General features: G+C 64.0%; 22 protein-coding genes. 9 read left to right on the top strand and 13 right to left on the bottom strand.

Annotated features, from left to right (window positions below):
- Nucleotides 1–53 precede the first annotated feature (53 nt).
- On the top strand, nt 54–602 hold the full coding sequence (locus BH93_RS25555; RefSeq protein ID WP_037171059.1) for a TetR/AcrR family transcriptional regulator: 549 nt from the start codon (nt 54–56) through the stop codon (nt 600–602).
- Between the two features lies 1 nt (nt 603).
- Here the strand turns inward: BH93_RS25555 and BH93_RS25550 are convergent, their stop codons facing one another.
- Genes BH93_RS25550 through BH93_RS25535 form a run of 4 tightly spaced genes read right to left on the bottom strand, consistent with a single transcriptional unit; the run spans nt 604 to nt 5,425 of the window.
- Nucleotides 604–1,551 carry a GGDEF domain-containing protein gene (locus BH93_RS25550; protein ID WP_052064767.1) on the bottom strand — a complete coding sequence of 316 codons (948 nt, stop codon included), beginning with the start codon at nt 1,549–1,551 and terminating at the stop codon, nt 604–606.
- A 49-nt stretch (nt 1,552–1,600) separates the two neighbouring features.
- Complete coding sequence (locus tag BH93_RS25545) at nt 1,601–2,869, bottom strand: glucarate dehydratase family protein (RefSeq protein WP_037171061.1); 1,269 nt, start codon at nt 2,867–2,869, stop codon at nt 1,601–1,603.
- Nucleotides 2,869–3,795 (bottom strand): 5-dehydro-4-deoxyglucarate dehydratase, encoded by a 927-nt coding sequence (locus BH93_RS25540; RefSeq protein WP_037171063.1) that lies wholly within the window; start codon nt 3,793–3,795, stop codon nt 2,869–2,871. Before BH93_RS25540 ends, BH93_RS25545 begins: the two co-directional genes overlap by 1 nt.
- A gap of 31 nt (nt 3,796–3,826) precedes the next feature.
- Nucleotides 3,827–5,425, bottom strand: coding sequence for an aldehyde dehydrogenase (NADP(+)) (locus tag BH93_RS25535; protein ID WP_037171064.1), 1,599 nt, complete (start codon nt 5,423–5,425; stop codon nt 3,827–3,829).
- Nucleotides 5,426–5,768: 343 nt separating this feature from the next.
- Between BH93_RS25535 and BH93_RS25530 the strand changes: the two genes are divergently transcribed.
- The 4 genes from BH93_RS25530 (at nt 5,769) to BH93_RS25515 (ending at nt 10,731) form a co-directional block, all read left to right on the top strand.
- Entirely contained in the window at nt 5,769–7,112 is a 1,344-nt protein-coding gene (locus BH93_RS25530) for an MFS transporter (protein WP_037171065.1), read from the top strand.
- A gap of 32 nt (nt 7,113–7,144) precedes the next feature.
- Entirely contained in the window at nt 7,145–8,491 is a 1,347-nt protein-coding gene (locus BH93_RS25525; RefSeq protein WP_037171066.1) for an enolase C-terminal domain-like protein, read from the top strand.
- 14 nt (nt 8,492–8,505) lie between these two features.
- Entirely contained in the window at nt 8,506–9,459 is a 954-nt protein-coding gene (locus BH93_RS25520; protein ID WP_037171157.1) for a 2-hydroxyacid dehydrogenase, read from the top strand.
- Between the two features lie 72 nt (nt 9,460–9,531).
- Nucleotides 9,532–10,731 (top strand): L-talarate/galactarate dehydratase, encoded by a 1,200-nt coding sequence (locus tag BH93_RS25515; RefSeq protein ID WP_037171158.1) that lies wholly within the window; start codon nt 9,532–9,534, stop codon nt 10,729–10,731.
- Between the two features lie 89 nt (nt 10,732–10,820).
- On the opposite strand, the gene BH93_RS25510 is transcribed toward BH93_RS25515, so the two are convergent.
- From BH93_RS25510 to BH93_RS25485, 6 genes are all read right to left on the bottom strand, one after another.
- Nucleotides 10,821–11,636, bottom strand: coding sequence for an IclR family transcriptional regulator (locus BH93_RS25510; protein WP_230594557.1), 816 nt, complete (start codon nt 11,634–11,636; stop codon nt 10,821–10,823).
- Between the two features lie 45 nt (nt 11,637–11,681).
- Nucleotides 11,682–12,842, bottom strand: coding sequence for an enolase C-terminal domain-like protein (locus BH93_RS25505; RefSeq protein WP_037171068.1), 1,161 nt, complete (start codon nt 12,840–12,842; stop codon nt 11,682–11,684).
- Between the two features lie 13 nt (nt 12,843–12,855).
- A complete protein-coding gene (locus BH93_RS25500; protein WP_037171159.1) occupies nt 12,856–14,178 on the bottom strand; it encodes an ABC transporter substrate-binding protein in 1,323 nt (440 codons plus the stop codon).
- Between the two features lie 26 nt (nt 14,179–14,204).
- On the bottom strand, nt 14,205–15,086 hold the full coding sequence (locus BH93_RS25495; RefSeq protein ID WP_037171070.1) for a carbohydrate ABC transporter permease: 882 nt from the start codon (nt 15,084–15,086) through the stop codon (nt 14,205–14,207).
- Nucleotides 15,087–15,091: 5 nt separating this feature from the next.
- Nucleotides 15,092–16,042 carry a carbohydrate ABC transporter permease gene (locus BH93_RS25490; protein WP_032377519.1) on the bottom strand — a complete coding sequence of 317 codons (951 nt, stop codon included), beginning with the start codon at nt 16,040–16,042 and terminating at the stop codon, nt 15,092–15,094.
- 186 nt (nt 16,043–16,228) lie between these two features.
- Nucleotides 16,229–17,245, bottom strand: a complete 1,017-nt coding sequence (locus BH93_RS25485) for a dienelactone hydrolase family protein (protein ID WP_037171071.1) — start codon at nt 17,243–17,245, stop codon at nt 16,229–16,231.
- A gap of 53 nt (nt 17,246–17,298) precedes the next feature.
- On the opposite strand from BH93_RS25485, the gene BH93_RS25480 reads away from it, so the two are divergent.
- Nucleotides 17,299–18,468 carry a hypothetical protein gene (locus tag BH93_RS25480; protein WP_242459068.1) on the top strand — a complete coding sequence of 390 codons (1,170 nt, stop codon included), beginning with the start codon at nt 17,299–17,301 and terminating at the stop codon, nt 18,466–18,468.
- An 83-nt stretch (nt 18,469–18,551) separates the two neighbouring features.
- Here BH93_RS25480 and BH93_RS25475 read toward each other — a convergent pair whose 3' ends face one another.
- The gene (locus tag BH93_RS25475) at nt 18,552–19,379 is read right to left on the bottom strand and encodes an NAD-dependent epimerase/dehydratase family protein (RefSeq protein ID WP_037171074.1); all 828 of its coding nucleotides are present in this window, start codon (nt 19,377–19,379) and stop codon (nt 18,552–18,554) included.
- 148 nt (nt 19,380–19,527) lie between these two features.
- Here BH93_RS25475 and BH93_RS25470 point away from each other — a divergent pair, with 148 nt between their 5' ends.
- From BH93_RS25470 to BH93_RS25460, 3 genes are all read left to right on the top strand, one after another.
- The gene (locus BH93_RS25470) at nt 19,528–20,607 is read left to right on the top strand and encodes an ABC transporter ATP-binding protein (protein ID WP_032378355.1); all 1,080 of its coding nucleotides are present in this window, start codon (nt 19,528–19,530) and stop codon (nt 20,605–20,607) included.
- Nucleotides 20,608–20,801: 194 nt separating this feature from the next.
- Complete coding sequence (locus BH93_RS25465; RefSeq protein WP_052064775.1) at nt 20,802–22,115, top strand: TrkH family potassium uptake protein; 1,314 nt, start codon at nt 20,802–20,804, stop codon at nt 22,113–22,115.
- A complete protein-coding gene (locus BH93_RS25460) occupies nt 22,108–22,773 on the top strand; it encodes a potassium channel family protein (protein WP_032377524.1) in 666 nt (221 codons plus the stop codon). The genes BH93_RS25465 and BH93_RS25460 overlap by 8 nt, the downstream gene beginning before the upstream one ends.
- Here BH93_RS25460 and BH93_RS25455 read toward each other — a convergent pair.
- Nucleotides 22,757–24,232, bottom strand: a complete 1,476-nt coding sequence (locus tag BH93_RS25455) for a mannitol dehydrogenase family protein (protein WP_037171077.1) — start codon at nt 24,230–24,232, stop codon at nt 22,757–22,759. The two genes, BH93_RS25460 and BH93_RS25455, sit on opposite strands and share 17 nt — an antisense overlap.
- Nucleotides 24,229–25,254: an NAD(P)-dependent alcohol dehydrogenase gene (locus BH93_RS25450; protein ID WP_037171079.1), complete on the bottom strand. Its 1,026-nt coding sequence runs from the start codon at nt 25,252–25,254 to the stop codon at nt 24,229–24,231. Before BH93_RS25450 ends, BH93_RS25455 begins: the two co-directional genes overlap by 4 nt.
- Between the last annotated feature and the right edge of the window lie 102 nt (nt 25,255–25,356).

Raw genomic sequence — 25,356 nt, 5'->3', positions numbered from 1 at the left:
GGCATTCAAGAAGCTAGCACTGTCTTGATTGCCGATCAAGATACGATGGGTCGATGCCTCGTAACCGTCGACCGGTCGATCGCGCCGAGAAGCGCTCCGAGATCGTGAACGCTGCTCGGACGCTGTTCGTGAACGACGGCTACGAGCACACCCCGATGGGGCGGATCGCCGCCGCTGCCGGAGTGACGACGAATACGATCTACTGGTACTTCGGCGACAAGGACGAACTGCTTGTCGGCGTGCTCAACGACATTCATGCCGACGCACTGAACCGTTTCGCCGCGCTCGCGGGGCTCACAGTGAACGATCGGGTTCTCTGGGTGGTGAACGAGCTCGAGAAGTACCACCGACTGGTCGACACTGTGCACTCCCGTACGTCGACGGCCGCCTGTATCGACAAATGGCACAACGACTTCCATGCCTTGTGGGAGAACTGGATCGCCGCCGAGCTGCGCAGCGAGGAGGTCGGTGACTCCGAGATCGAACCGACGACCCGCATGATCGTCTTCGTCGTCGAAGCCATGCTCACACACCCGCAGGACAAGGCGTCGAAACGGGCGATCATCGATTTGCTGTTTCGCAAGGTCGGCGTCTCGCGTTGACCTACTCGTGGACGGTGGTTCGGTTTCGCCCGAGATTCTTCGACTCGTACAGCGCTCGGTCGGCGCGCGCGAGGGTGACACGGGCGGCTTCGCCGTCCTGCCTGCTGGCCACACCCACCGAAATCGTCAGGTCCTTCGGTAGCTGCGTCCGAACGCGATCGACGGCGTCGCGCAGTTCGGCGGCTGTGCCAGTGATGCACAGCACCGTGAACTCGTCGCCGCCCGAGCGACTGAGCAGATACTGCGGAGGCAGGCAGTTGCGCAACGCGGACGAGACGATCTCGAGTGCGTGATCACCGGCCGCATGACCGTGGTCGTCGTTGATCACCTTGAAGCGATCGATGTCCACCACCGCAATGGCGTCGATCTTTCCGCTCGCCACCGTTCCCGGCCGAGCGTCCAACTCTCGGGTGAGGCGTCGTCGGTTCGCGAGTTGGGTGAGGTGGTCGATCTCGGAGGTCGAGGCCACGCTCTGGACCCAGGCCGCGGAGATCGCGATGGCGACGAGCGCGAGTTGGGCGTTGATCACCAGGGCGGGATGGATATCGCCGACGACGGCACCCAAGTACGCGATGTAGACGGCATTGAGAACCGTCGTGCGCCGGGCGATGCGGTTGGGCAGCACGATGAACGCCGGCGTCACCAGAAGTAGCTGGAGGAAGATTCCGGACATGGCCGGAATCTCCCCGCCCGCCGCGGTGCAGAACAGGGCGATGCTCGTCAGACCCGACAGGTGCATTGCCAGGTAGAGGCGTCGAGAAAGGACCGGCGCGGCCGCGATCATGTAGATGCCGAGGGCACACCACGACACCGCCAACACGAGCAGCACAGTCCCGGCGCGAGGCGATGCGCCGACGACGGTGACGACACCGACCAACCCACTGACGAGGCAGTTGACCCCTGACGTTCGCGCGACCGGCGCGGGGGAATACTGCCAACCGGTGTTCACACGACAAACCTCTCGCACGGATCCCCACGACCCGAAGCGAGCTTAGCCGTTACCAGCGCGGGCAGGTGTTTTCGAAGCTCGAATCGATGCTCTGCATGTATCCGGTGTCGTCGCGGTCGCGGATACCGCAGTCGAGGTACTGCTGATGCAGCGCCGCGAGTGCGTCCTCGTCGATCTCGACGCCCAGGCCGGGACCGGTGGGGACTGCCACCGCGCCGTCGACGAAGTTCAACACTCCTGGAACGACGACGTCCTCGTGCTTCCACGGCCAGTGCGTATCGCAGGCGTAGGTCAGGTTCGGAGTGGCTGCGGCAAGGTGAACCATCGCGGCAAGACTGATGCCGAGGTGGCTGTTCGAGTGCATCGACAGTCCGAGCTCGAAAGTGTCACAGATACCTGCGAGCAACCTCGAGCGCTGCAGGCCACCCCAGTAGTGGTGATCCGACAACACCACCTGCACCGAGTCCTTCACCACGGCCGGCTTCAGATGATCGAACGCGACGACGCACATGTTGGTCGCCAGAGGCATCTTCGCCTCGCACGCGACCTCGGCCATCCCGTCGAGTCCGGGTGTCGGGTCTTCGAGGTATTCCACGATGCCGTCCAGCTCGGCGGCGACTCGGATGGACGTGTCGACAGTCCACGCGGCGTTGGGGTCCAGCCGCAACGGCAGCTCCGGGAACGCCTCCCGGAGCGCCTTGATTCCGGCGATCTCCTCATCGGGTGGAAAGACGCCACCCTTGACCTTGATGGCCTCGAAGCCGTACTCGTCGATCATCTTTCGGGCCTGTCGCACCAGACCGGCCGGGTCGATTGCCTCGCCCCACTCGTCCGGCTGTGCACCGGGATGCGCTGCCCACTTGTAGAACAGATACGCGCTGAACGGAACCGAGTCCCGAACTTTGCCGCCGAGCAGATCCGACACCGGCCGACCGAGCACCTTGCCCTGCACGTCCATGCAGGCGATCTCGAACGGCGAGAACACGCGGTCGGTGGTACTGGCCGTGGTGATCATTCCGGCGACACCGTCACCGCCGGTGATCGACAGTGTTCCCAGCACGGAGTCGATGGCATCTCGAATCTCGTTGAGTGCGAATACGTCCAAGCCGGTAATGGCCTGAGCTGCCGCATCGAGTCGGGCGAGATGAGCGGTGTCGGCGTAGGTCTCACCGAGGCCGACGACGCCGGCCTCGGTGTCCAGCTGAATGATCGCGCGCAGTGCGTAGGGCTGATGCACGCCGACGGTGTTGAGCAAAGGAGGGTCGACAAAGGCGATCGGAGTGATTCGAGCGCCGGTGATCAGGACCGGATCCTGCATCAGTGCACCGCGAGCTCGTCTGCCAGCACGGCCCGGCCGGCGGCAACGATTGCGGTGAGTTCCTCGAGGTGCGGTGCGCTGATGTCCACCAGAGGCGGGCGAACGGGCCCTGCCTCGATGCCCTCCATCGTCACGCCGGCCTTGATGAGGGAGACGGCGTAACCGGGCACCTTGTCGCGCAAGCGCACCAGCGGGTGGAAGAACTCGCGAAGCAGTGCGGCAGTGAGCTTCTCGTTACCACTGTCGAGTGACCGGTAGAACGCCAGCGCCAGTTCGGGTGCGAAGGCGAAGGTCGCAGAGGAGTACAGCGTGACACCGATCGCTCGGTACGCCTGCTGGGAGACCTCGGCGGTGGGCAGGCCGTTGAAGAACTGGAAGGGCTTGCCCGACGGCTCGAGTGCATCGAGCACCGCGCGGACGATACGGCTGACCTGATCGAGATCGCCTGTGCCGTCCTTGAATCCGACGACGGTGGGCAGCTGTGCAACCTCGACGGCCGAGTCCTCGGTGAAGCGGGCATTGCCGCGGTTGTAGACGATCAACGGCAGATCCGACGCGGCGGCAACGGCCTTGGTGTAGTTGACCAGACCGGCCTGCGGCATCGTCACCAGGTACGGAGGCAGCAGCAGGATGCCATCGGCTCCGTTGCTCTTCGCGCTCGCCGCGAACGCCTTTGCCTGGGCGACGGATCCGCCTGCGCCGGCGTACACCGGCACACGGCCTGCGACGACGTCGACTGCCGTGCGCACGATCTTGCCGAACTCCTCGCCTTCGAGAGCATGGAATTCACCGGTGCCGCAGGCGATGAACACTCCACCGGGTCCGGCGTCGACACCCTTCGCGATGTGAGCAGCCAGCAGGTCGTAATCGACCTCACCGGAGGCGGTGAACGGGGTGACGGGGAAGAACAGGACTCCGTCGAGCATGGTGGTCTCCTCGAGAACTAGGTGGGGTGAGTCAGTCTTGGGTGAGCTGGCCGTCGATGCGGCGGAAGATGCCGTCCGGGTTGGCATCGGCAATTGCAGTGGGCAGCAGTGATTTCGGAACGTCCTGGTAAGAAACGGGACGTAGGAAGCGCTCGATGGCGAGAGATCCGACCGAGGTGGTGCGGGAGTTGGAGGTGGCGGGGAAAGGGCCGCCGTGGACCATTGCGTGGCCCACCTCGACGCCCGTCGGCCATCCGTCGAACAGAATGCGGCCGGCCTTGAGCTCGAGAACCGAGAGGAGCTTGCCTGCCTCGGTGTGATCGGACTCGTCGGCGTGAATCGTGGCGGTGAGCTGACCTTCGAGCAGGGCGGCGACGTCGCGAACCTGCTGCGCATCGGTGCATCGAACGATGAGACTCGACGCGCCGAACACCTCGGCCTGTGCTGCCTCGGAGGTCAGGAACGTATCGGCATCGGTATCGAACAATGCTGCGCGGCAGGCGTTCGGGGCATCAGAGTCGGATCCTCGCGCGACCACGGTGACTGCATCGGACAGTGTGGCGACGCCCTCGCCGTAGCTCGTGGCGATGTTCGGGGTGAGCATCGTGGTGGGGGCGGATTCCTGTACCGCCGTCGTTGCTGCTTCGGTGAAGGACTGCAGTCCGGGCCCGTCGACGGCGATGACGAGACCGGGGTTGGTGCAGAACTGGCCCGAGCCCATCGTCAATGATGCGACGAAGGCGCGGCCGAGCTCGGCTCCGCGGGTGGCGAGAGCGCCGTCCATGACGAACACCGGGTTGATGGAACTCATCTCGGCGTACACCGGGATCGGCTCACGCCGACCGGCCGCGGCGGCGACGAGAGCCGTTCCACCCGAACGTGATCCGGTGAAGCCGACTGCCTTGATACGAGGGTCGGTCACCAGAGCGGTGCCGAGTCCACGGCCGGAGCCGAAGAGCAGAGAGAATGTGCCCGAGGGCATTCCGGTGGAGGCGACGGCGTCGGCGATCGCGCGACCGACCAGTTCGGACGTTCCCGGATGGGCATCGTGTGCTTTGACCACAACGGGGCATCCGGCCGCGAGGGCGGAGGCGGTGTCGCCGCCGGCGACGGAAAAGGCGAGTGGGAAGTTGCTGGCTCCGAACACGGCAACCGGGCCCAGCGGAATCTGCCGCTGGCGGATGTCGGCGCGGGGGAGTGGCGTGCGATCGGGCTGGGCCGGATCGATGCGGGCACCGTTCCAACTGCCCTCGCGCAGAACGGAAGCGAACAGGCGGAGCTGCCCGGTGGTACGGCCGACCTCGCCGGTGATGCGGGCCAACGGAAGTCCGGACTCGATGACGGTGCGCTCGATCAGCGTGTCGCCGAGAGCTGCGATGTTGTCGGCGATGGTGTCGAGAAACTGTGCGCGGGTCTCGGAGGAGGTGGCACGGTAATCGGCGAATGCTTCGGCCGCTGCGGCACAGGCTTTCTCGACGTCGGTATCGTCGCCGTGACCGTAGGCGGGTTCGAGGTTCGCGCCGGTGCTGGGGTCGATTCCGTGAATCTGCGTGCCGCCACCGAAGACCGGGACGCCGGCGATGATCATCCGGCCGGTGAGGTGGGTGGACTGTGTCGTCGACGCTGTCATGGGGTGACTCCTAAGGCTGTGGTGCGGTGCGTGCGCTGACGCCAGGGCGTGACCTGGCTCATAGGTCACCACGCTAGAAGGCCGATCGATACATGTCCAAGTCTAAAAAAGTCGTATTTGATTCAGTCTCGGTATCGATCTTGCTGCCAGGCGCGATGAGCACCGACTGCAGTTGCCGATACCTCTACTGCATCGGTCGATGCGTAGATGGTCTTGGACATGCATCGATCCGGAGTCCTACTGTCTCATGTGAGCCCAATCACTGGGTCGATCCATGCCTGTGCCGGTCACACTCGCGCATCGGGTAGCGGGAAACCGCTCGAGCCACAGAACGGAGCGATCGATGTCGATCACTCTCCCGCCGACGCCGGCAGTCGATTCTGCCGTCGCGAAGATATTCCGGCGAGTCGTGCCCTTGTTCATCATCATGCTGATCTGCAATCAGCTGAACCGATCGAACATCGGCTACGCCCGCGAATACCTCGAAGCCGACGTCGGTATCGGAGCTGCGGCATACGGATTCGGAGCAGGCGTGTTCTTCATCGCTTACGCGCTCTTCGAGCTTCCGAGCAACGTGATGATGGAGAAGTTCGGTGCCAAGATCTGGCTGACCCGCATCATGGTCAGTTGGGGCACCATCTCGTTCGCCATGGCCTTCGTCAACGGTCCCGAGATGTTCTACATCCTGCGATTCCTGCTCGGAGCGGCCGAGGCCGGATTCTTCCCGGCGATCATCTTCTACTTCGCCAAGTGGTTGCCCAACAGCCACCGTGGCCGTGCCACCGCGCTGTTCGTCGCAGGGTCCTCGGTGGCCGCGGCGATCTCCGGCCCACTGTCGGGTCCGCTGCTTTCTCTCGACGGACTCTTCGGGGCCCGAGGCTGGCAATACCTGTTCGGCATCGAGGGCCTGCTGTCGGTCGTCGTCGGCATCATCGCCTACTTCCTCATCGACTCGCACGTCAAAGACGCGAAGTGGCTGACCGCCGAGGAGAAGCACGATCTCAACGCTGCCATCGCCGTCGAGGAAGCAGAGAAGGCACGTACCTCCGGCATGGGCGACGGCAGGTCGCGCTGGAAGATGCTGCTCGATCCCAAGCTGCTGCTGTTCATCTGGATCTACTTCGCAATCCAGCTCTCGATCTACGCCAACACTTTCTGGCTCCCGTCCATCGTCCGACGGATCGACGGAACCAACGACATCACCGTCGGCTTGCTCTCGTCGCTGCCATGGATCTGTGCCGTGTTCGCCATGTACTACATGTCCAAGATCGGCGACCGCACCGGAAACCGTCGGCCACTGTTGATCATCGCGTTGCTGACCGCTGCGGTCGGCACACTGTTGGCCGCCGTCGCGACGCCGTGGATCGCGCTGATCTTCCTGTGCATCGCAGCGATGGGATTCAAGAGCGCAAGCCCGCTGTTCTGGTCCTTCCCGCAGTCGACTCTGCATCCGATGGTGCTCGCGGCCGCTATCGCCGTCATCAACTCGGTGGGCAACCTCGGCGGCTTCGTCGCACCGTTCGGCTTCGGATTGATCCAGGAAGCAACGGGTTCGGTGACCTGGGGCCTCTATGCGCTGGCCGGCGCATCTGCTCTCGCCGCGCTGTCCGTTCTGCTCATCAAGAAGCCGCGCGGGGTGGTGGCCGAGACCGAGGGCCGCGACGCGCCCGTCACCCTGACCAAATAGCATTCGATACCACCGGCCGAGAGGGTCCGATCATGAACTCCCAGAACAGCACCCCCGTCGTCACCGAGATGCGCGTCATTCCGATCGCGGGGCACGACGACATGCTGCTCAACCTCAGCGGAGCCCACGCCCCGTACTTCACCCGTAATCTGGTGGTGCTCACCGACTCGGACGGGCGCACCGGCGTCGGCGAAGTGCCGGGCGGAGAGGCGATTCGGCAGACTCTCGAGGACGCTCGTTCGCTCGTCGAGGGTCAGGGTATCGGCCGCTACAACGCTGTGCTGGCCGAGATGCGTCGAGCGTTCGCCGATCGTGATGCCGGGGGACGCGGGGCGCAGACCTTCGATCTGCGGGTCGCGATCCATGCGGTGACCGCAGTGGAATCGGCATTGCTCGATCTGTTGGGTCAACACCTCGGCGTCAGCGTCGCAGCGCTGTTGGGAGAAGGCCAGCAGCGTGAGAAGGTCCAAGCTCTGGGCTATCTGTTCTTCGTGGCCGATCGGAACAAGACCGATCTCGCGTACCGCAGCGCAGCGGACGAGGCAGCCGGAGCCGACGACTGGATGCGCATCAGGCACGAGGAAGCGATGGATCCCGAGTCGATCGTCCGCCTCGCCGAGGCGGCCCAAGCCCGATACGGGTTTCAGGACTTCAAGCTCAAGGGTGGTGCACTGCCCGCGGCCGAGGAGGCTGCCGCGGTGCGCGCGCTGGCCGAGCGATTCCCCGAGGCTCGAATCACGTTGGATCCCAACGGTGGCTGGCTTCTGAAGGATGCGATCGACACCTGCCGTGGCCTGCGTGACGTGCTGGCCTATGCCGAGGACCCCGTCGGACCGGAGGGTGGATTCTCGGGCCGCGAAGTGATGACCGAATTCAAGCGCGCCACCGGATTGCAGACCGCCACGAACATGATCGCCACCGACTGGCGCGAGATGGGCCACACCATCCGATCCGGTGCGGTGGACATCCCACTCGCCGACCCGCACTTCTGGACGATGGCTGGTTCTGTCCGGGTAGCGCAGTTGTGCGATGCGTGGGGTCTGACATGGGGTTCGCACTCCAACAACCACTTCGACGTTTCACTGGCCATGTTCACCCACGTCGCCGCGGCCGCTCCCGGGACGATCACTGCCATCGATACGCACTGGATCTGGCAGGACGGACAGCGAGTGACCAAGGAGCCGTTCACGATCGAGGATGGCTACCTCACCGTGCCCGACAAGCCGGGTCTGGGTGTCGAACTCGACTTCGAGCAGATCGATGCGGCGCACGAGCTGTACCAGAAGGAAGGTCTCGGTGCGCGCGACGACGCCATCGGTATGCAGTATCTGATCGAGGGTTGGACGTTCGACAGCAAGCGGCCGGCTCTGGTCCGATGAGTTCCGGTGCGCCGATGAAGATCGTCGTCGGCGACCGAAACGTGCTGCCCCATCGGGAGCAGTTCGAGGCGGGCCTGCCCGCCGACGCCGAGGTGATCTGGTGCGTGCCGTTCGACGAGGCTCGGGCCATCGCCGAACTCGCCGACGCAGACGTCTACGTCGGTGGCAAGTTCAGTGCGGCCATGGGTGCCGCAGCGCCGAAATTGCGGATGGTGCACGTCGCGGGTGCCGGAACGGACAACGTCGATCGCTCCGGATTGGGTCCCGATGTGCAGGTGTGCAACACCTTTCATCACGAGCAGTCGATCGCCGAGTACGTCGTGGCGGCGACCGTGATGCTGCGCCGCAAGTTTCTGGAGCAGGATCGCGCACTCCGCTCCGGAGTGTTCGCTACTGCCGTCTACGACGCGACCATCGTGCAACCGTTGTCGCTGAGCGGTGCCCGCATCGGATTTGTCGGCTTCGGGCACATCGGCAGGCGAACGTGGCAGCTGTTTCGGGCATACGGCGCCGTGGGTGCTGCGGTCACCGGAAGCGGGCGGGCCCCGGATGAGGGGCTCGAATGGGTTTCGGGAACAGATGATCTGGGATCTCTGGTCGATTTCGCCGACGTCCTGGTGGTTTCCGCACCCCTGAACGAGCGGACGCGCGGCATGATCGGTGCCGAGGAACTGGGCAGGCTCGGTAGCGACGGGGTACTCGTCAACGTCGGTCGTGGGCCATTGGTACAGGAGCAGCCACTGTTCGACGCGTTGTCTCGCAACGAGATTGCCGCGGCCGCGATCGATGTCTGGTACCGCTACCCCGGGCCGGACGGCGTGGGAGAGCCGAGTGTGTTGCCGTTTCGCGATCTCGACAACGTGCTGATGACCCCGCACTCGTCCGGCGTCACGCATCACACGTTCGTGGGCAGGGTTGCCGATATTGCATCCAACATCGATGCACTGGCGGCATCGATCGGCCGATAAATGGTGTTGGACGTGCATTGTTCGTCGAAATAGGCTGTGAAGCAACACAATCGACGATTCGAGGAGTCACAGATGACCATCGGCACTGACGCACCGACCAGCGGACTCTCTGCCCCGGATGCTGCGATCACGGCGCTTGCTCCCGGTGCGGCGACCATCGACCGCATCGTCGAGGTGACACTGTCCTCGATCGTGTTGCCGCTGAAGAATCCGATCAGCGATGCCAAGGTGCTCACCGGTCGGCAGAAGGCGATGACCGAGGTGGTGTTCCTGTTCGCCGAAATCCGCACCGAACAGGGCCATGAGGGAATTGGATTCGGGTACTCCAAGCGGGCGGGCGGGCCGGCCCAATTTGCGCATGCCCAGGAAATCGCTCCCGTACTCATCAGCGAGGACCCGAACGACATCGGCAAGATCTGGACCAAACTGGTGTGGGCCGGAGCCTCGGTGGGTCGCAGTGGTGTTGCGACGCAGGCGATTGCCGCAATCGACATCGCACTGTGGGATCTCAAGGCCAAGCGTGCCGGGTTGCCGCTGGCCAAGCTGATCGGCTCGGCGCGTGATTCGGTGCAGACGTACAACACCTCCGGCGGATTTCTGCACACTCCGATCGAAGAGGTCATGGAGAATGCCGCCATCTCCCTCGCAAACGGAATCGGTGGCATCAAACTGAAGGTGGGTCAGCCGGATTGGCGCACCGACATCGCCCGCGTCACCGCGGTGCGCGAGTTTCTCGGTGACGACGTCCCACTGATGGTCGACGCCAATCAGCAATGGGATCGGCCGACGGCGCAGCGTATGGGCCGCATACTCGAGCAATTCGATCTCGTGTGGATCGAGGAGCCCCTCGATGCCTATGACGCAGAGGGGCATGCGCAGCTCGCTCGCAGCCTCGACACCTCCATCGCGACGGGCGAGATGTTGGCCAGCGTCGGCGAGCACGTCCGCCTCATCGAGACAGGCGCGGTGGACATCCTGCAGCCCGACGCTCCCCGCATCGGCGGAATCACGCAGTTCCTGAAGTTGGCGACTCTGGCCGAGCACCACAATCTGCAGCTCGCCCCGCATTTCGCCATGGAGATCCACCTGCACCTCGCGGCGGTGTATCCACTGCAGACGTGGGTGGAGCACTTCGACTGGCTGGACCCGTTGTTCGACGAGCATCTCGAGACACGAGATGGACGCATGCATCTGTCCGCTCGCCCGGGATTGGGCTTCACGTTGAGCGAGCAGGGGCGTGCGTGGACCGTCGCGAAGGCTGTGGTGCGCTGACCTGGTGCGCTGACCTTGAGCGCTGACGCGCAGGTGAGCGAAAACTCGACCCCCACTACGAGTTTCCGCTCACGTGCCGCGAAGCGGCTCTACCGCACTCCTTCGGCTCGTAGCTCGCGGGCCCAGGCGGCGGCGTGGTCGGTGAGCACCCCGGCGATTCGTTCCAGTTCGCCCGGGTACGAGGCAACTTCTGCGGGCATCGAAACACTGAGCGCATCGGTGGCCGGGATCCGATAGGGCACTACAGTCGCTATGCAGACCACGCCGGCGGTGCCCTGCTCCTGTTCCAGCGACCAACCGCGACGGCGAACCTGCGCGAGTTCGGCGATGAGGGCATCACGATCGACGATGGTGTTCTCGGTGTACCGCTCGAGTTTCTTCGGCAGCAGCTGTGTCACCTCGTCGGTCGTAAGTTCGGCGAGCAATGCCTGACCGAGGGCGGTGACGTGGCACGGCAACTTGCGTCCGACGCGGTGCATGCGCCGCACCTCGAGCTTGGAACCGCGGCTGGCGAGGTAGATGACGCAGTCCTCGTCGCGTCGGGCGAAGTGGACGGTGTGCCGAACGTCCGAGCGCAGCGTCTCCAGTACTGCCGCCGCTCGACCGACGACGGAATCCTTGTCCAGGTAGGACGTGCCGGTGAGCAAGGCATGGGTGCCGATGCCGTACCGCGAGCCGGACTCGTCGGCCTCGATCCAGCGCAGGTCCTTGAGCGTCCTCAGCAAGGCATGCAGACTCGATCGGGGATACCCGCATGCCTCCTGCAGTTCGCCGAGGCTCATGCGCGTGGGGGATGCAGCAAGCGTCTCGAGGATGTGGATCGTGCGCTCCGCGGATTTCACCGGCTGGCTCTCGGACACTGCTGCGGCCGTGACATCGTTCACCATGGAGACAGTGTCCCTCATGATGAACGATGCTTCATACGCGGACACGGATGTCGCCGACGGACACTAGTACTCGGCGATCAGATTGTTCGAGATGTACTCCAGGTCGATGTCCTCACCCAGGCCTGGTCGCGATGGCATCTGCACCATCCCGTTCGCGTCTATCGGATCGACGATGGACTTCAGGTGCGGCGGCACCCAGTCGTAGTCGACCAGTGGATGCAGCAGGCCACGTTCATACCACTGGATGTTCGGAGCGCCGCCCACCAGTGCGAGATTGGGGGCACCGTTGCCGTGGATCTCGCACTCGAGCCCGAAGCCGTCGGCCATGTGCACGGTCTTCAATGCCGGGGTGATTCCGCCGCCGTTCATCGCACCGACGCGCAGGATGTCGCAGGCATCGTCGGCGATCCAGTCCGCTCGCGAACGATGCCGACCGGGAGTGGTCTCCGGGCCGATGACGGGAGTATCGATCTGATCCGCCAACCACTTGTACGAGCGCATCGAGAATTCGTCCATGGGCTCCTCGAACCAGTCGAATTTCAGTGCGTCGAGTTCCCGGCCGAGCTTGAGGGCGTCGGTACGTGAGTACCAGTGATAGCCGTCGAGCATCAACGAGAACCCGGGTCCGACGGCATCTCGCACCGCCGCGCAGGCCTCGATGTCCCGCGTGAGGCTCGGTGCCCCTTCCAGCGGCGGCATCCAGGTGTGTAATTTGATTCCCTGGTAACCCTGATTCTTCAGCGCCACAGCGAAATCCGCGTACTCCTGCGGACTCGACAGGCCACCTTCGATGGTATCGCCGCACATGGTGCTCGCGTAGGCCTTGACCTCGCTGCGCGCTCCGCCCAGCAGCTTCCACACGGGGGTATCGAATCGGTTGCCCGCCAGGTCCCACAGTGCCTGATCGAGGTAGCTGCAGGTGTGTTCGGGGAGCTCGACGGCTCGTGTGCGTTGCCGAATTGCGAATTTGCGGTCCATTTCCTCGCGGTGCAGCGGATCGGTGCCTATGAGGACCGGTCGAAAGTGTTGCTCCACTTGATCTTCACGCAGATAGTTGGTCTTGCCCAGGACGTAACCGCTGACGCCGTCGGAATCTGTGATGCGCAGCAGTGCCTGAGTGGTGGGTATCGACGGTCCGGGGTGTCGATGCCCGTAGGAATCGACGGCGGTGCGAGCCTCGGTCTTGAAGACCTGGACGGCAACCTCGGTGATGACGCTGGACATGGTGATGAGTCCCCTATTTACCCTGTCGGGCATCGTATTTGGCCTTGGAGCGGTTGAGCTTCTCGGCGAAGTCGTCGGCGAAATCCTGGGCGCTGAGCTGCCCGATGAGGACCTTCTGCCACTGACCCAGCATCTGGACCTGCACGATCTTGCCGAAATCGGGCAGATAGTCCGGCGGGGTGACCAACACGGTCTCCGGATCGTCGAGGGCGGCCTGGGCGGCTTGCACGGACGGCATCGCCTCGAAGGCGGGCGCGGAGCGGGCGTCGGCGTTGACCGGGATCTGCCCCACGTTCTCGTTCCAGTAGGCCTGCGACTCCGGAGAGGTCATGAACTCGAGGAACTTCCAGGCCGCTGCCTGGTGCTGGCTGCTCTTGAACACCGTGTACGACGGGAACGGGTCCGTCATCACGGTGCGGACGCCGTTGTCCGCGAGAGGCAGGGCAACGGCCCCGACCTTGTCGCCGAGCGCCTTACGGTGATTGCTCAGTGATCCGAGGTTGTGCTGCATCATCGCCACCGAACCACCACCGAAGCTGGCGACCATCTGGGGGAAACCGTTGTTGACATCGGCGGTAGGTGTGTCGACGTCGTAGAGGGCCGCGAAACGTTCGATGGCTCTGACCATCTCGGGCCGGTTGACGGTGGATTCGCTGCCGTCGAAGAAATTGTCGATGCCGGTGACGGCGAACATGTGTTGCAGCAGTGGATAGATCGAGCCGGCACCGCCTCGGATGGTGAACCCGTATCTTCCGGCGGACTTGTCGGTCAGTTCGTCTGCGGCGTCGTAGAACTCGTCCCAGGTATCGGGTGGCTCGATTCCGGCCTCGTCGAACCAGTCCGCTCGATACCACAGGGTGGCGTTGTTACTGGTGAACGGCAGACCGTACAGGTTCTCGCCGCCGCCGGACTCCATGGCCGATTCGATGATCTTGGGATCGTATTGGTCCTTCTGAGGAGAGGATGCCACGAAGTCGTCGAGTGGGATCACGGCGTTCTGCGCGACGAGGGGCGCGAGATATGCGGTGGAGACGATGCCCAGGTCGGGTGCGGACCCACCCGCGAGAGCCGTCTGATATTTCTGCTGCGCACTGTCGGATGGTAGGCCGACGTACTGAATGTCGATGCCGGGATTGATCTCCTCGAAACGTCGAATCAGTTCCTCGTACAACGGGGTTCGATCCGGCCCGGCATTGTTGTCCCAGAAGGTGAGGGTGCCGCTGTTCGGATCTCCGAGGGCACCGTCGGGCAGGGAGGTTTCGGAACTGCAGGATGCCAGCACGAGCGTGGCTACCGCACCGACGAGGGTGGTGCGTAGCAGGGTGCGTCGATTCATGTCGATTCTCTTTCCGTACGTCATGATCAGCCCTTGACCGCGCCGGCACTGAGGCCCTGGACGAGATACTTCTGGATGACGGCGAACACGGCGACCACCGGCACGGCGGCGATCAGGCCGCCCGCCGCGAGCACGCCGAAGTCGACGTTGTACGAGCCGATCGTGTAGCTCAATCCGACTGGGAGGGTGAACTTGTCCTGGCTACTGATGAACATCAGGCCGAACAGGAAGTTGTTCCAGCTGCCGATGAACGCGAAGGAGCCGACGGCGATCAGGCCGGGCCGCAGCAGCGGCAACATGATGATGCGGAAGGCCTTCAGGCGTGAGCAGCCGTCGACCATGGCTGCTTCCTCCAGTTCCACCGGGATCTGAGAGATGAACCCTGCCATCAGCATTGCCGCCAACGGTAGTTGGAAGACGGTATCGGCGACGATGAGTCCGAAGAGGTTGTTCACCAGTCCCATCTCGCGGAACACCTGGAACAGTGGGATGAGCAGCATCGCACCGGGGACGAACTGGCTGCACAGCAGGGCCATCACCAGGGGGATCTTGGCGCGGAACTTGAAGCGTGCCAACGCATAGCCGGTCGCCAGTGCGACGAAGGTGGTGAGTACCAACGACAGACCGGCGACGATGAGGCTGTTCTTGAAGAAGAAGCTGAAGCCGAGGGTGTTCCAGACGGTGTCGAAATGGTCGAGCGTGATGGGCCAGGGGAGCATCGAATTGGACCCGGCAGGCCGGAACGCGAAGACGATCATCCAGTAGAACGGGACGAGGGTGAACAGCAGGTAGACGGCCAACGGGAGGCCGACGCTGAACACGCGGGGCTTGGTGCGATGCACGCGCACCTTCTCGGAGTGGTCCTGCGGCGGAGTGGTCACGACGGGACGGTCTGCGGTAGTGGTCATGTGCGTCAGGCCTTATCGCTGTTGAATTTGCTGAGGCGCAAGTAGAGGATCGAGCAGAACAGCAGGATGACGAAGGCCACGGTGGTCAGAGCCGAGCCGTATCCGAAGTCCTGCGCGGTGGTTGCGAGCTGAGAGACGTAGAGCGGCAACGTGGTTGTCACGTCGGCCGGTCCGCCTGCGGTGAGGGTGTAGAGGAGATCGACGTTGTTGAACTCCCAGACCCCGCGCAGCAGGGTGGACAGAATGATCACGGCTTTGAGATGCGGCAGCGTCACGAACCGGAAGCGTTGCCAGCGGTTCGCGCCGTCGACGTTCGCAGCCTCGTACAGATCCTTGGGCGCACTCTGCAGTTCGGCGAGAATGAGAATGGCGAAGAACGGAACTCCGCGCCAGAGCTCGGCAACGCTGGTGGCCCAGAACGCGGTGTCCGGATCGGCGATCGGCGCAGCGGTACCGTCGCCGATGCCCATATTGCCCAGCAGTTTGAACAATCCGGTCGACGGGTTGTAGATGAGCAGCCAGATGCCGGTGGTGAGCACGCCGGAGACGGCCCAGGGAGAGAACACCAGGGCACGGGCCAGGCCGCGTCCGCGGAATACCTCGTTGACCAGCAGGGCCAGTCCGAGGCCGAGGATCAGCTGGAACACGACCTGCACGCCCACCCACTTGGCGGTGACGACGAGGCTGTTCCAGAACAGGTCGTCGGCGAACATCAGCTTGAAGTTCTCCAGGCCCGCAAAGCCGTTGTCCCACGGCGTCGTCGGGTTGTAGAACTGCAGGCTGTAGTAGAAGACGCTGCCGACCGGGTAGAAGATGAACACTGCCAGCAGGATGACGACGGGCGCGATCAGGATGTACGGGGCCGAGATGCGGCGCTTGCGTTTCGGTCGAACGGGAGGGACGGCCGCGCTCGGCGCGCGGGTACCCCCCGACCGGGGTGGTGTGGTGGTGACCATGGGGACGCTCCGAAGCGTTCGGGGCCGGATGGAAAGCCGGCGAGCGGGTCTGGCGGGATGTCTTCCGACCCTGAGTGAGCCGGGCCGTGCAAGTTTTGTCTGTTCACATATCTGAACGGTCGTCTTCTATGTGAATTTCTTGGACCAACTATGACGGCAGTCACAAGCGCTGTCAAGCATTCCCGGTCACACGTGCAGGCTCAACCAGCCGGCCGCCGCGTCCTGCATGGTCGTCGTGAATCGATGCGGTTCCGAAAACCATTGTGTGAACAGTGTTTCCGATTCTCCGTAGTCGCGGCGGAGCGCCGCCTCGGCGTCGCGCATACCGGGGAGGCCGAAATGGGAATCCAGCTCAGCGAATTGGACCAACAACGGGGTCGGGGCTGCTGCCCCGGCGATCTCCGGCCAGTCGCACACCGCAGGCAGGCCCGGGGTGATCATCAACCAGGTGGTGTCGTCCGCGTGACCGTTCGCGATATCGGTGAACGTGCTCATCGATGCCGTGATCACCCCTGCCCGTAAGCGATCGCTGCACGCCAGTAGATGTGCGACGCGCACTCCGCCACCGGAGAAGCCGGCAGTGGCGATGCGGTGTGCGTCCACCTCGGGGCACTCCGCTAGTGCCTGCAGCGCGATCAGGTCCTCGCTCAGCACCTGCCCGGCCAATGAACTGCCCTGCAGCGCTGCCACTTTTGCGAGTCCGTGCTCGTGCTCGCGGGCGGCCGCCTCGTATCTCGGCAGCCCGTCCAGCTGGGCACCGGCCCGGCGAGCCCGCTCGGGAAACTGCTCCCACGGCACTCGGCGCGAGCCCCACGGGAACACGTCGTGGACCAGTACCGCGAAACCTGCTGCCACCAGGCCTGCTGCGGGCGAACTGTCGTCGTACCCCTGCTCGCGCAGTGCGGCGATGCCGGGCGCGACGCCGTCGGGGCCGTCGGCCACCTTCTCCTTGCCGTAGAACTTCATCCCGTCGTGACCGTGCATGAGCAGGATCGCGGGCAGTGGAGTCTGTGCGTCCGGGGGCGTCAGCAGCCATGCGGCCGTGTTGTCCCAGTTCAGCTCCACGCCGGAGATGCCATCGCGTGTCCAGGTCCGACCGCGGGTCACGTGCGGACGCGGAGGATCGTCGAATGCCCCCAGGGCTCGCCGGATCTCTGCTCGCCGCGTGAATCGTGGACAGTTGGGCTCGAATTGTGTTCCCATGTGTGAACTCAGTTCTCTCTATCGAACAAATCAGCCATCGAAGGATGATCTTCATGACCGTCGACCGCATCGTCGCGCACGCCTACCCCTGGGACGTCCTGGGCGATCCACATTTCGTCGAACGCGCCAACAGACTCGGGGTGCGCGAGATCTCGCTCGCCGCGACGTACCACTCCACCAGGGCGGCAACCCCGCTGCATCCGCAGCACAAAGTGGTCGACGCCCACCACGCAGCGCTGTATCGACCGGTTCGTCCTGACGCTTGGGCCGGGCACACGATCACTGCGCGGACGGCCGCCTGGGGCGGTGCCGAGGACGCGTTCGGCGAGGCAGCGGGTGTGCTGCGGGAGGCCGGATTCCTGGTGAACGCGTGGATCGTGCTGACACACAGCACAATTCTCGGCCACGCCCATCCCGAGGCGACCGTCGTCAACTGTTTCGGAGATGCCTATCGCTATGCCCTCGCACCGGGGCATCCCGACATCGTGCGGTACAGCGCCACGCTCGCGGCCGAAGCGATCCGCGGCGTCGAGGTACACGGGGTGTCCGTCGAGGCATGCGGGCAGCTGGGCTTCGCTCATGTCGGACCACACGAGAAGACGGACGGCGCGTTCCCGGGCATCGGCGACACGCTGATGTCGATCAGCTGCACACAGCGCGAGCTCGACGCCTGGGCCTCGCGAGGCGTCGACTCGGCCAAGGTGACGCAGAAGCTGCGCGACGGCATCGATGCCCTGTCGGCCGGAACCTTGCCTGCAGGTGCGGCGATCACGGACGTGTTGGCCGCCGACGAGATCGACGCAGTGCTCGCCGTCCGACACGCCGACGCCGATCACCTTCGCGCGGAAGTGCTTGCCGCCGTGCGTGAACAGGCTCCGTCGGCACGCGTGACGCTGCACGGTCACCCGGATCCGTGGAAGACCGGACCGTCGCCTGCGCTGACCGCCTCCGCGCCCGCCGATGTCGATGCGGTGCTCGTGTCGGCCTGGCCGGGAACTGCCGAGACGGTGTCGGTGGTGCAGGCAACCCGCGCGGCAGTCGGCGACGGGGTGGACGTCGGTGCCTACGTATCGGTACTGCCGCCGAAGAGACTCGACGAGGTGGCCGCGCATGTGGCCGCGACCGTCGACGTCGGGGCGAACGAGCTGCACCTCTATCACCTCGGTCTCGTCAATCGACCCCAGCTCGATGCGCTGGGGTCGATCGTCACAACGTATTCGTAAGGTGGACTGCAACAGCCGCTCCACTCGACCGTCCGCGGCGCGGAATCCCCCGCCCGAGGACGTCGAGTGGAGCTGAGGGTGCGTCAGCGCATTCGCTGGCCGAGCGGGTGATCGCAGAATGCGCCGCCGACTCGTTGCAGGATCGGATCGCTGAACGTCCACTCGTGTTCGGCCAGGAACTGCTCGGCGAACTGTTCCGCGTCGTCGCGAGGCAGGTATCCGATCTCCGCGCCCTCGTTGCCGGACCACCACGCGCGCGAGTTCTTCGAGATGCCCCACACGGTGTGAAAACCCTTGGCGCTGTCCGACAGTGACGCCTCGATCAGTCGCGCAGTGTCGGCGGGCGACATCCAAGTGGCCAGTCCGCGGTAGTTGGGCGGCGCGTCGAAGCTCGAACCGATACGCAGATTGATGACGTCGATGCCGAAGCGGTCGTGGTACATCCGGCCCAGGGCTTCGACCGCGGCCTTGCTCCACCCGTAGAAGCCGTCGGGTCGCGGAGCGGCGTCGCCCGGAAGTGGCGAGTCGCCCGCCTCGTCGTGCGTCCAGAATCCGACTGCGTGATTGCTCGACGCCACCACTATCCGAGAAACCCCCTGCGCCACTGCGGCTTCGAAGACTGCCTGAGTGCCGTCGACGTTCACCGACAGAATGTTGGCCCACGAGTCCTCGGTGCTCAATCCCCCGAGGTGAAGGATTGCATCGACACCGTCCACCGCGGCGGCCACGGCGGCGCGATCGGTGACCGATCCCTGTACGAATTCCTCGGTGGCCGAATCGATGTCGGTGATCTCGGCGATATCGAACAGGCGCAGTGTGCGGCCGGGAGCCGCCGCCAGCAGAGGCCTGAGCATCGCACCCATGTTGCCTGCGGCCCCGGTGATGAGCACTCGTGAAACGGTGTCGGTCATTCTTCTCGAACTCCTTCGATAGAAACCTTGTAATGGGCATCACAGTAATACATACTTCTAAACGAAGTCAGCATTCTGGCATCCATTCACATATATGAACCCCACTCGGATCGTCCGGCACGTTCCTGCCGGTGAAGGGACCACCATCATGGCCACCGTTGCATTTCAGGGCGTCACCAAACTGTTTCCCGGCGGCGACAAGGCTGCCGTCGACCAGCTCGATCTCGACATCCAGGACGGTGAATTCCTCGTCCTCGTCGGCCCGTCCGGCTGCGGGAAGTCGACGTCGCTGCGTATGCTCGCCGGTCTCGAAGAAGTCGACAGGGGAGCCATCACCATCGGCGGCAAGGACGTCACCGACCATCAGCCCAAGGATCGCGACATCGCGATGGTCTTCCAGAACTACGCCCTGTACCCACACATGACGGTCGGCGAGAACATGGGATTCGGACTTCGCATCGCCGGCGAGGACAAGGCCGAGATCAAGCGTCGCGTCGAGGACGCTGCCAAGATCCTCGACCTCACCAAGTTTCTCGACCGCAAGCCCAAAGCGCTCTCCGGCGGCCAACGTCAGCGAGTGGCCATGGGCCGCGCCATCGTTCGCAAGCCACAGGTGTTCCTCATGGACGAGCCGCTGTCCAACCTCGACGCCAAACTCCGGGTACAGACCCGCGCGCAGATCTCCGCGCTGCAGCGTCGACTCGCCACGACGACCGTGTACGTCACCCACGATCAGGTCGAGGCCATGACGATGGGCGATCGCGTGGCCGTCCTCAAAGACGGTGTGCTGCAGCAGTGCGACTCGCCCAGGCGCATGTACGAACACCCGAACAACGTGTTCGTCGCCGGCTTCATCGGATCGCCTGCAATGAATCTGCTCGAGCTTCCCCTCGTCGACGGCGGCGTCCGCTTCGGCGGCGAAGTGGTTCCGGTTCCCCGCTCCGCCATCGCCGGAATCGGGGAGAGTTCCGTGACACTCGGCGTGCGGCCCGAGGACCTGCAGATCACCACCGGGGCAGGCCTCGAAGTGACCATCGACGTCGTCGAAGAACTCGGAGCCGACGCCTACGTCTACGGCCAGGCCGATATCAACGGCACGCGTCAGCCCATCGTCGTCCGCGCCGACGGCCGCATCCCACCGGAACGCGGATCGAAGATCACGCTCTCCTACGCCGCTGAGCGCACCCACCTGTTCTCCACGGTGACCGGGGAGCGCTTGGTCGACTGATGGAGCGCTGACGCGCAGGTGAGCGGGAGTGGAGCCTGCGGAATGACCCAGGTGCACGGAAACTCGACCCCTGCTACGAAGTTTCGTGCACGTGCCGCGAAGCGGCTCGTCCCACCGGTACTGTCTGCCGAGTGACAGACGCTCGCCCGGCATCGCGATGGTCCACGGTCTTCCGGCTCACGCCGGTTCGGCTCATGGCGTCGGGATTTGCACTGGCCATCTTGCTCGGTGCAGCGGTGCTGATGCTTCCGACGGCCACCCAGTCCGGGATCGCGTCCGGGTTTCTGCAGGCGTTGTTCACATCGACCTCGGCGGTCAGTTTGACCGGCCTGATCGTGGTGGACACGCCGGTGTACTGGTCGGGTTTCGGGCAGGGGGTGATCCTCGGCCTGATCCAGATCGGCGGATTCGGGATCATGACGATCGCGTCGTTGGTCGGCTTGGTGCTGGCCGATCGAATCGGGTTGCGAAGCAGGCTCAACGCGGCCGCCGAGGTCCGCACATCCGGGCTGGGCGACGTCAGGAGTGTCGTCGTCGGTGTGTTCCGCACCAGCCTGATCATCGAGAGTGTCGTCGCGATCGTCCTGGCGGTGCGCTTCGTCATCGGCTACGACGAGCCACCGGGTCGCGCACTGTGGCTGGGGATCTTCCATGCCGTCTCGGCGTTCAACAACGCCGGATTCGCCCTCTTCAGCGACAACATGATCGGGTTCGCCACCGACCCGTGGATCTGTGTGCCGCTGTTGATCGCGGTTGTGTTGGGAGGCATCGGATTTCCGGTTCTCTTCGAGATCGCCCGTCACCTCCGCGCACGTGCCGGCGGTGTTCGGGCACGCAAGCGATGGTCACTGCACACTCGAATGACGCTGTCGGTCACCGGGGTTCTGTTGATTCTCGGACCGACGGTGGTGTTGCTCTTCGAGTGGTCGAGGACCCTGGGCGGATTCGGCTTCTGGGACAAGATGCTCGTCGCGACGTTCCAGGGCGTGATGCCTCGCACCGCAGGATTCAACAGCGTCGACTATGCGGATGTGGACAACGCGACCCTGCTCGTCACCGACGTCCTGATGTTCATCGGTGGTGGCAGCGGCGGCACGGCGGGTGGCATCAAGGTCACCACGTTCGCCCTACTCCTGTTCGTCATCCTGGCCGAGATCCGCGGTGACCGTGAGGTGTCGGTGTTCGGTCGTCGAATCGACGCGCGTGTGCAACGTCAGGCGCTGACCGTCGCGTTGATCGGCGTCGCGTTGGTCATGCTGCCGGTCGTGGCGCTGTTGGCCGGCACGAATTTCGATCTCGACGTGCTGCTCTTCGAGGTCGTATCGGCGTTCGCGACGGTAGGCCTGTCCACCGGAATCACCGCACAACTACCCGGCTGGGGTCAGGTGGTCCTGATAATCCTGATGTATCTGGGCCGAATCGGTTCCATCACTCTGGTCAGTGCCCTCGCCGCCCGCGACCGCGGACGGCGATACACGCTTCCCACGGAAAGGCCGTTCGTTGGCTAGGAAACCATCCTCCGATGTCGTCGTCGTTCTCGGTCTCGGCCGCTTCGGTAAGTCTCTCGCACTGGAACTGATGGACCAGGGGGTAGAGGTGCTCGGCGTCGACAGCGACGAGGCCGTAGTGCAACGCGTGGCAGACCGTCTGACGCATGCTGTGGTGGCCGATACCACCGACGAGGAGTCTCTTCGGCAATTGTCGGTGCACGAGTACGACCGTGCCGTCGTGGGTATCGGGTCCAATCTCGAAGCGAGCCTGCTCACCGCATCGGCACTGGTGAATCTGTCGATGTCGACCATCTGGGCCAAGGCTCTGAGCAACGCACACGCCAAGATTCTCAGCCAGATCGGCGTCCACCACGTCGTGAGGCCCGAGCACGACATGGGTAAGCGAGTAGCTCACCTGGTACGTGGTCGGATGATGGACTACATCGAGTTCGACGACGGTTACGCCATGGCGAAGACCTCGCCGCCGGCCTCACTGATAGGAAAGACTCTGGGCGAGAGTGGAATCCGCACCAAGCACGGAGTAACCGTCGTCGCGGTCAAGCGTCTGGGTGAAGGGTTCACCTACGCAACAGCGGACACGGTGATCGGTGCGGGCGATACCGTCATCGTATCCGGTCAGGTCCGAGACACCGAGAAATTCAGTGAGTCGACCTGAGCGCCTCCAGGGTTGCGCGCGCACCGTTCTCCTGCAGTGATGTCAGCTGTTTCGTGTATTCGGCAACGAAGCGTGCGTTGTCGATCAGATCCCCGAACACCGCGCGGTTGGCGATGAAGGCCGTCGGATTCTCCCGCTGGCTCTGTGCGATCGGAACGAGTGAATCCTTCAGCTGGTCGACGATGTCGATGGGATCACCGGATTCGTCGACCGCCTCGGCGTAGCGGGCCCAGCTCGCGACGACCGCGGTGGACCGGACGATCTCACCGCCGGTCTCGAGGTTCTTGCGAATGACGGGCAAGAGCCACTTGGGAATTCGATCCGAGGACTCGGCGCACAGTCGCGCTACGGTGTCGCGTATCTCCGGGTTGGAGAACCGCTCGATGAGCGTGTGCTTGTACTCGGTCAGATCGATACCGGGCACGGGCTGCAGTGTGGGCGTTGCCTCCTCGTCCATGTAGGCCAGCAAGAACGCCGCGAACTGCGGATCCTGGCAGACTTCGTGCACCAGTCGGTAACCGCTGAGGTAGCCGAAATATGCGAGGGCCTGATGGCTGGCATTGAGCAGGCGCAGCTTCATCAGCTCGTAGGGAGTGACGTCCTCGACAACCTGCACGCCCACATCCTCCAGGTGTGGACGGCCGAGGGTGAAGTTGTCTTCGAGTACCCACTGCGTGAACGGCTCACCGGCGACAGGCCACTGGTCTTCGATGGCGTATCGCGACGAAAGTTGTTCGATCACTTCCGGTGTCGTCACCGGCGTGATGCGATCCACCATCGAGTTGGGGAACGCGCCTTCCGCCGTGATCCAGTCGGCCAACGTCGGGTCCTTCAGGCGCGCGAACGTTGTGAACGTCGATTGCGCCATGTGGCCGTTGCCCTCGATGTTGTCGCAGGACATGATCGTGAACGGCTTCATGCCACGATCCTTCCGACGCGCCAGTGCTTCGACGACGAGTCCGAAAGTTGTCGACGGCACGGCACCGTCGGCGAGATCCGCGACGATCGCCGGATTCTTCTCGTCGAACTCCCCGGTGGTGGCGGAGAAGTTGTACCCACCTTCGGTGATGGTGAGCGAGACGATCTTCACCGCCTCGGATGCCATCTTCTCGATGACGGACTCGGGATCCTCGGGGGCGAACAGATACTCGACGATCGACCCGATGACGCGAGTTTCCCAGGTGCCGTCGGCGTGCTTGAGGGCGAGGGTGTAGAGGCAGTCCTGCTGGTCCATAACCTCTTTCATCTTCTTGTCGTGCGGCAGTACACCCACACCGCAGATCCCCCAGTCCGACGCCTCGCCGCGCTCGAGCAAACGGTCGACATACATCGCCTGGTGGGCGCGGTGAAAGCCACCGACGCCGAAGTGCACGATCCCCGTGGTGACTGCGGCTCGGTCGTAGGTCGGTACCTCGACGTCGGTGTGGATTTCTGCCAGAGTGCTCGCCCGAAGCTTCATGCGTTCTTTCCTTCTCCTCGAAAACCAGGTATCACAACAGCTTTGATGCTTCCGGCCAGCTTGTCCGCGTTCAAGGCATCTTCGACGCCGTCGAGTCCGAACCGCGCCGTCACCATAGCGTCGAGATCCACCATGCCCGACGCCACCAGGTCGCGTGCGATGGGCCACGTGTTGGCGTATCTGAAGACTCCGGTGAGCACCAACTCCCGGTTCTGAATGACCGAGATCGGCAGGGGGTAGTCGGATCCGCCCATGCCGACGAGCACGACGGTGCCGGCCGGCCGGACCGCATGGATGCCGTCGAACACCGCCCGCGCCGCACCGGAGGCGTCGATGAAGGCATCGACCGACAACGCACGCACGTCCTCGGTGGTGGGGTCGAGGACTCGTGTTGCGCCGAAAGTTGCGGCGTTGGCGCGGCGGGAGGCATCGAGATCGGTGACGATCACCTCGGTGGCTCCGAAGGCCCTGGCCACCTGTGCTGTGACGATCCCGACGGGGCCTGCGCCCGCGATGAGCACGCTCGAACCGGCCGAGATTTTCGCCTTCTGTACCGATGCGATGCCGACCGACAGCGGCTCGAAGAGAGCTGCGGCCTCGTCGGAGATGCTGTCCGGAACGGCGTGCGCGAACGTCGATTGGATCAGCACGTATTCCGCCAGTGCGCCGTCGATGGGCGGGGTCGCGAAGAATTCCATGGCCGGGCACAGGTTGTATCGGCCGGCGCGGGATTGGGCGCTGGTGGGATCCGGTCGTTGCGGCTCGATGGACACGCGCTGCCCGACGCGGGTGTCGGGGATGTCGGACCCCACGGCCACGATCACGCCCGCAGCCTCGTGTCCGAGCACGAGGGGGCCGTCGACCACGTAGTCGCCGATGCGTCCCTCCCGGTAGTAGTGCGCATCGGATCCGCACACCCCCACGGCCGTGACCTGCACGAGGACCTCATCGGGCGCGGGTGTGGGGACGGGCCGTTCTTCGAGTCGGATCTCGTGCACGCCGGTGAGCACGCTGGCCTGCATGGACTGTGGCACGGATCGCTGATCGCGAGGGGGTGTTGTGTAGATCACACCTTAATGTTAGCTTAATGAGCAGATGAACACGAGCTGAGCATTTGCTCACTG

It is taken from the genome of Rhodococcoides fascians A25f, assembly GCF_000760935.2.
Taxonomy (GTDB): Bacteria; Actinomycetota; Actinomycetes; order Mycobacteriales; family Mycobacteriaceae; genus Rhodococcoides.
This window is presented reverse-complemented; position numbering and strand designations above follow the sequence as displayed.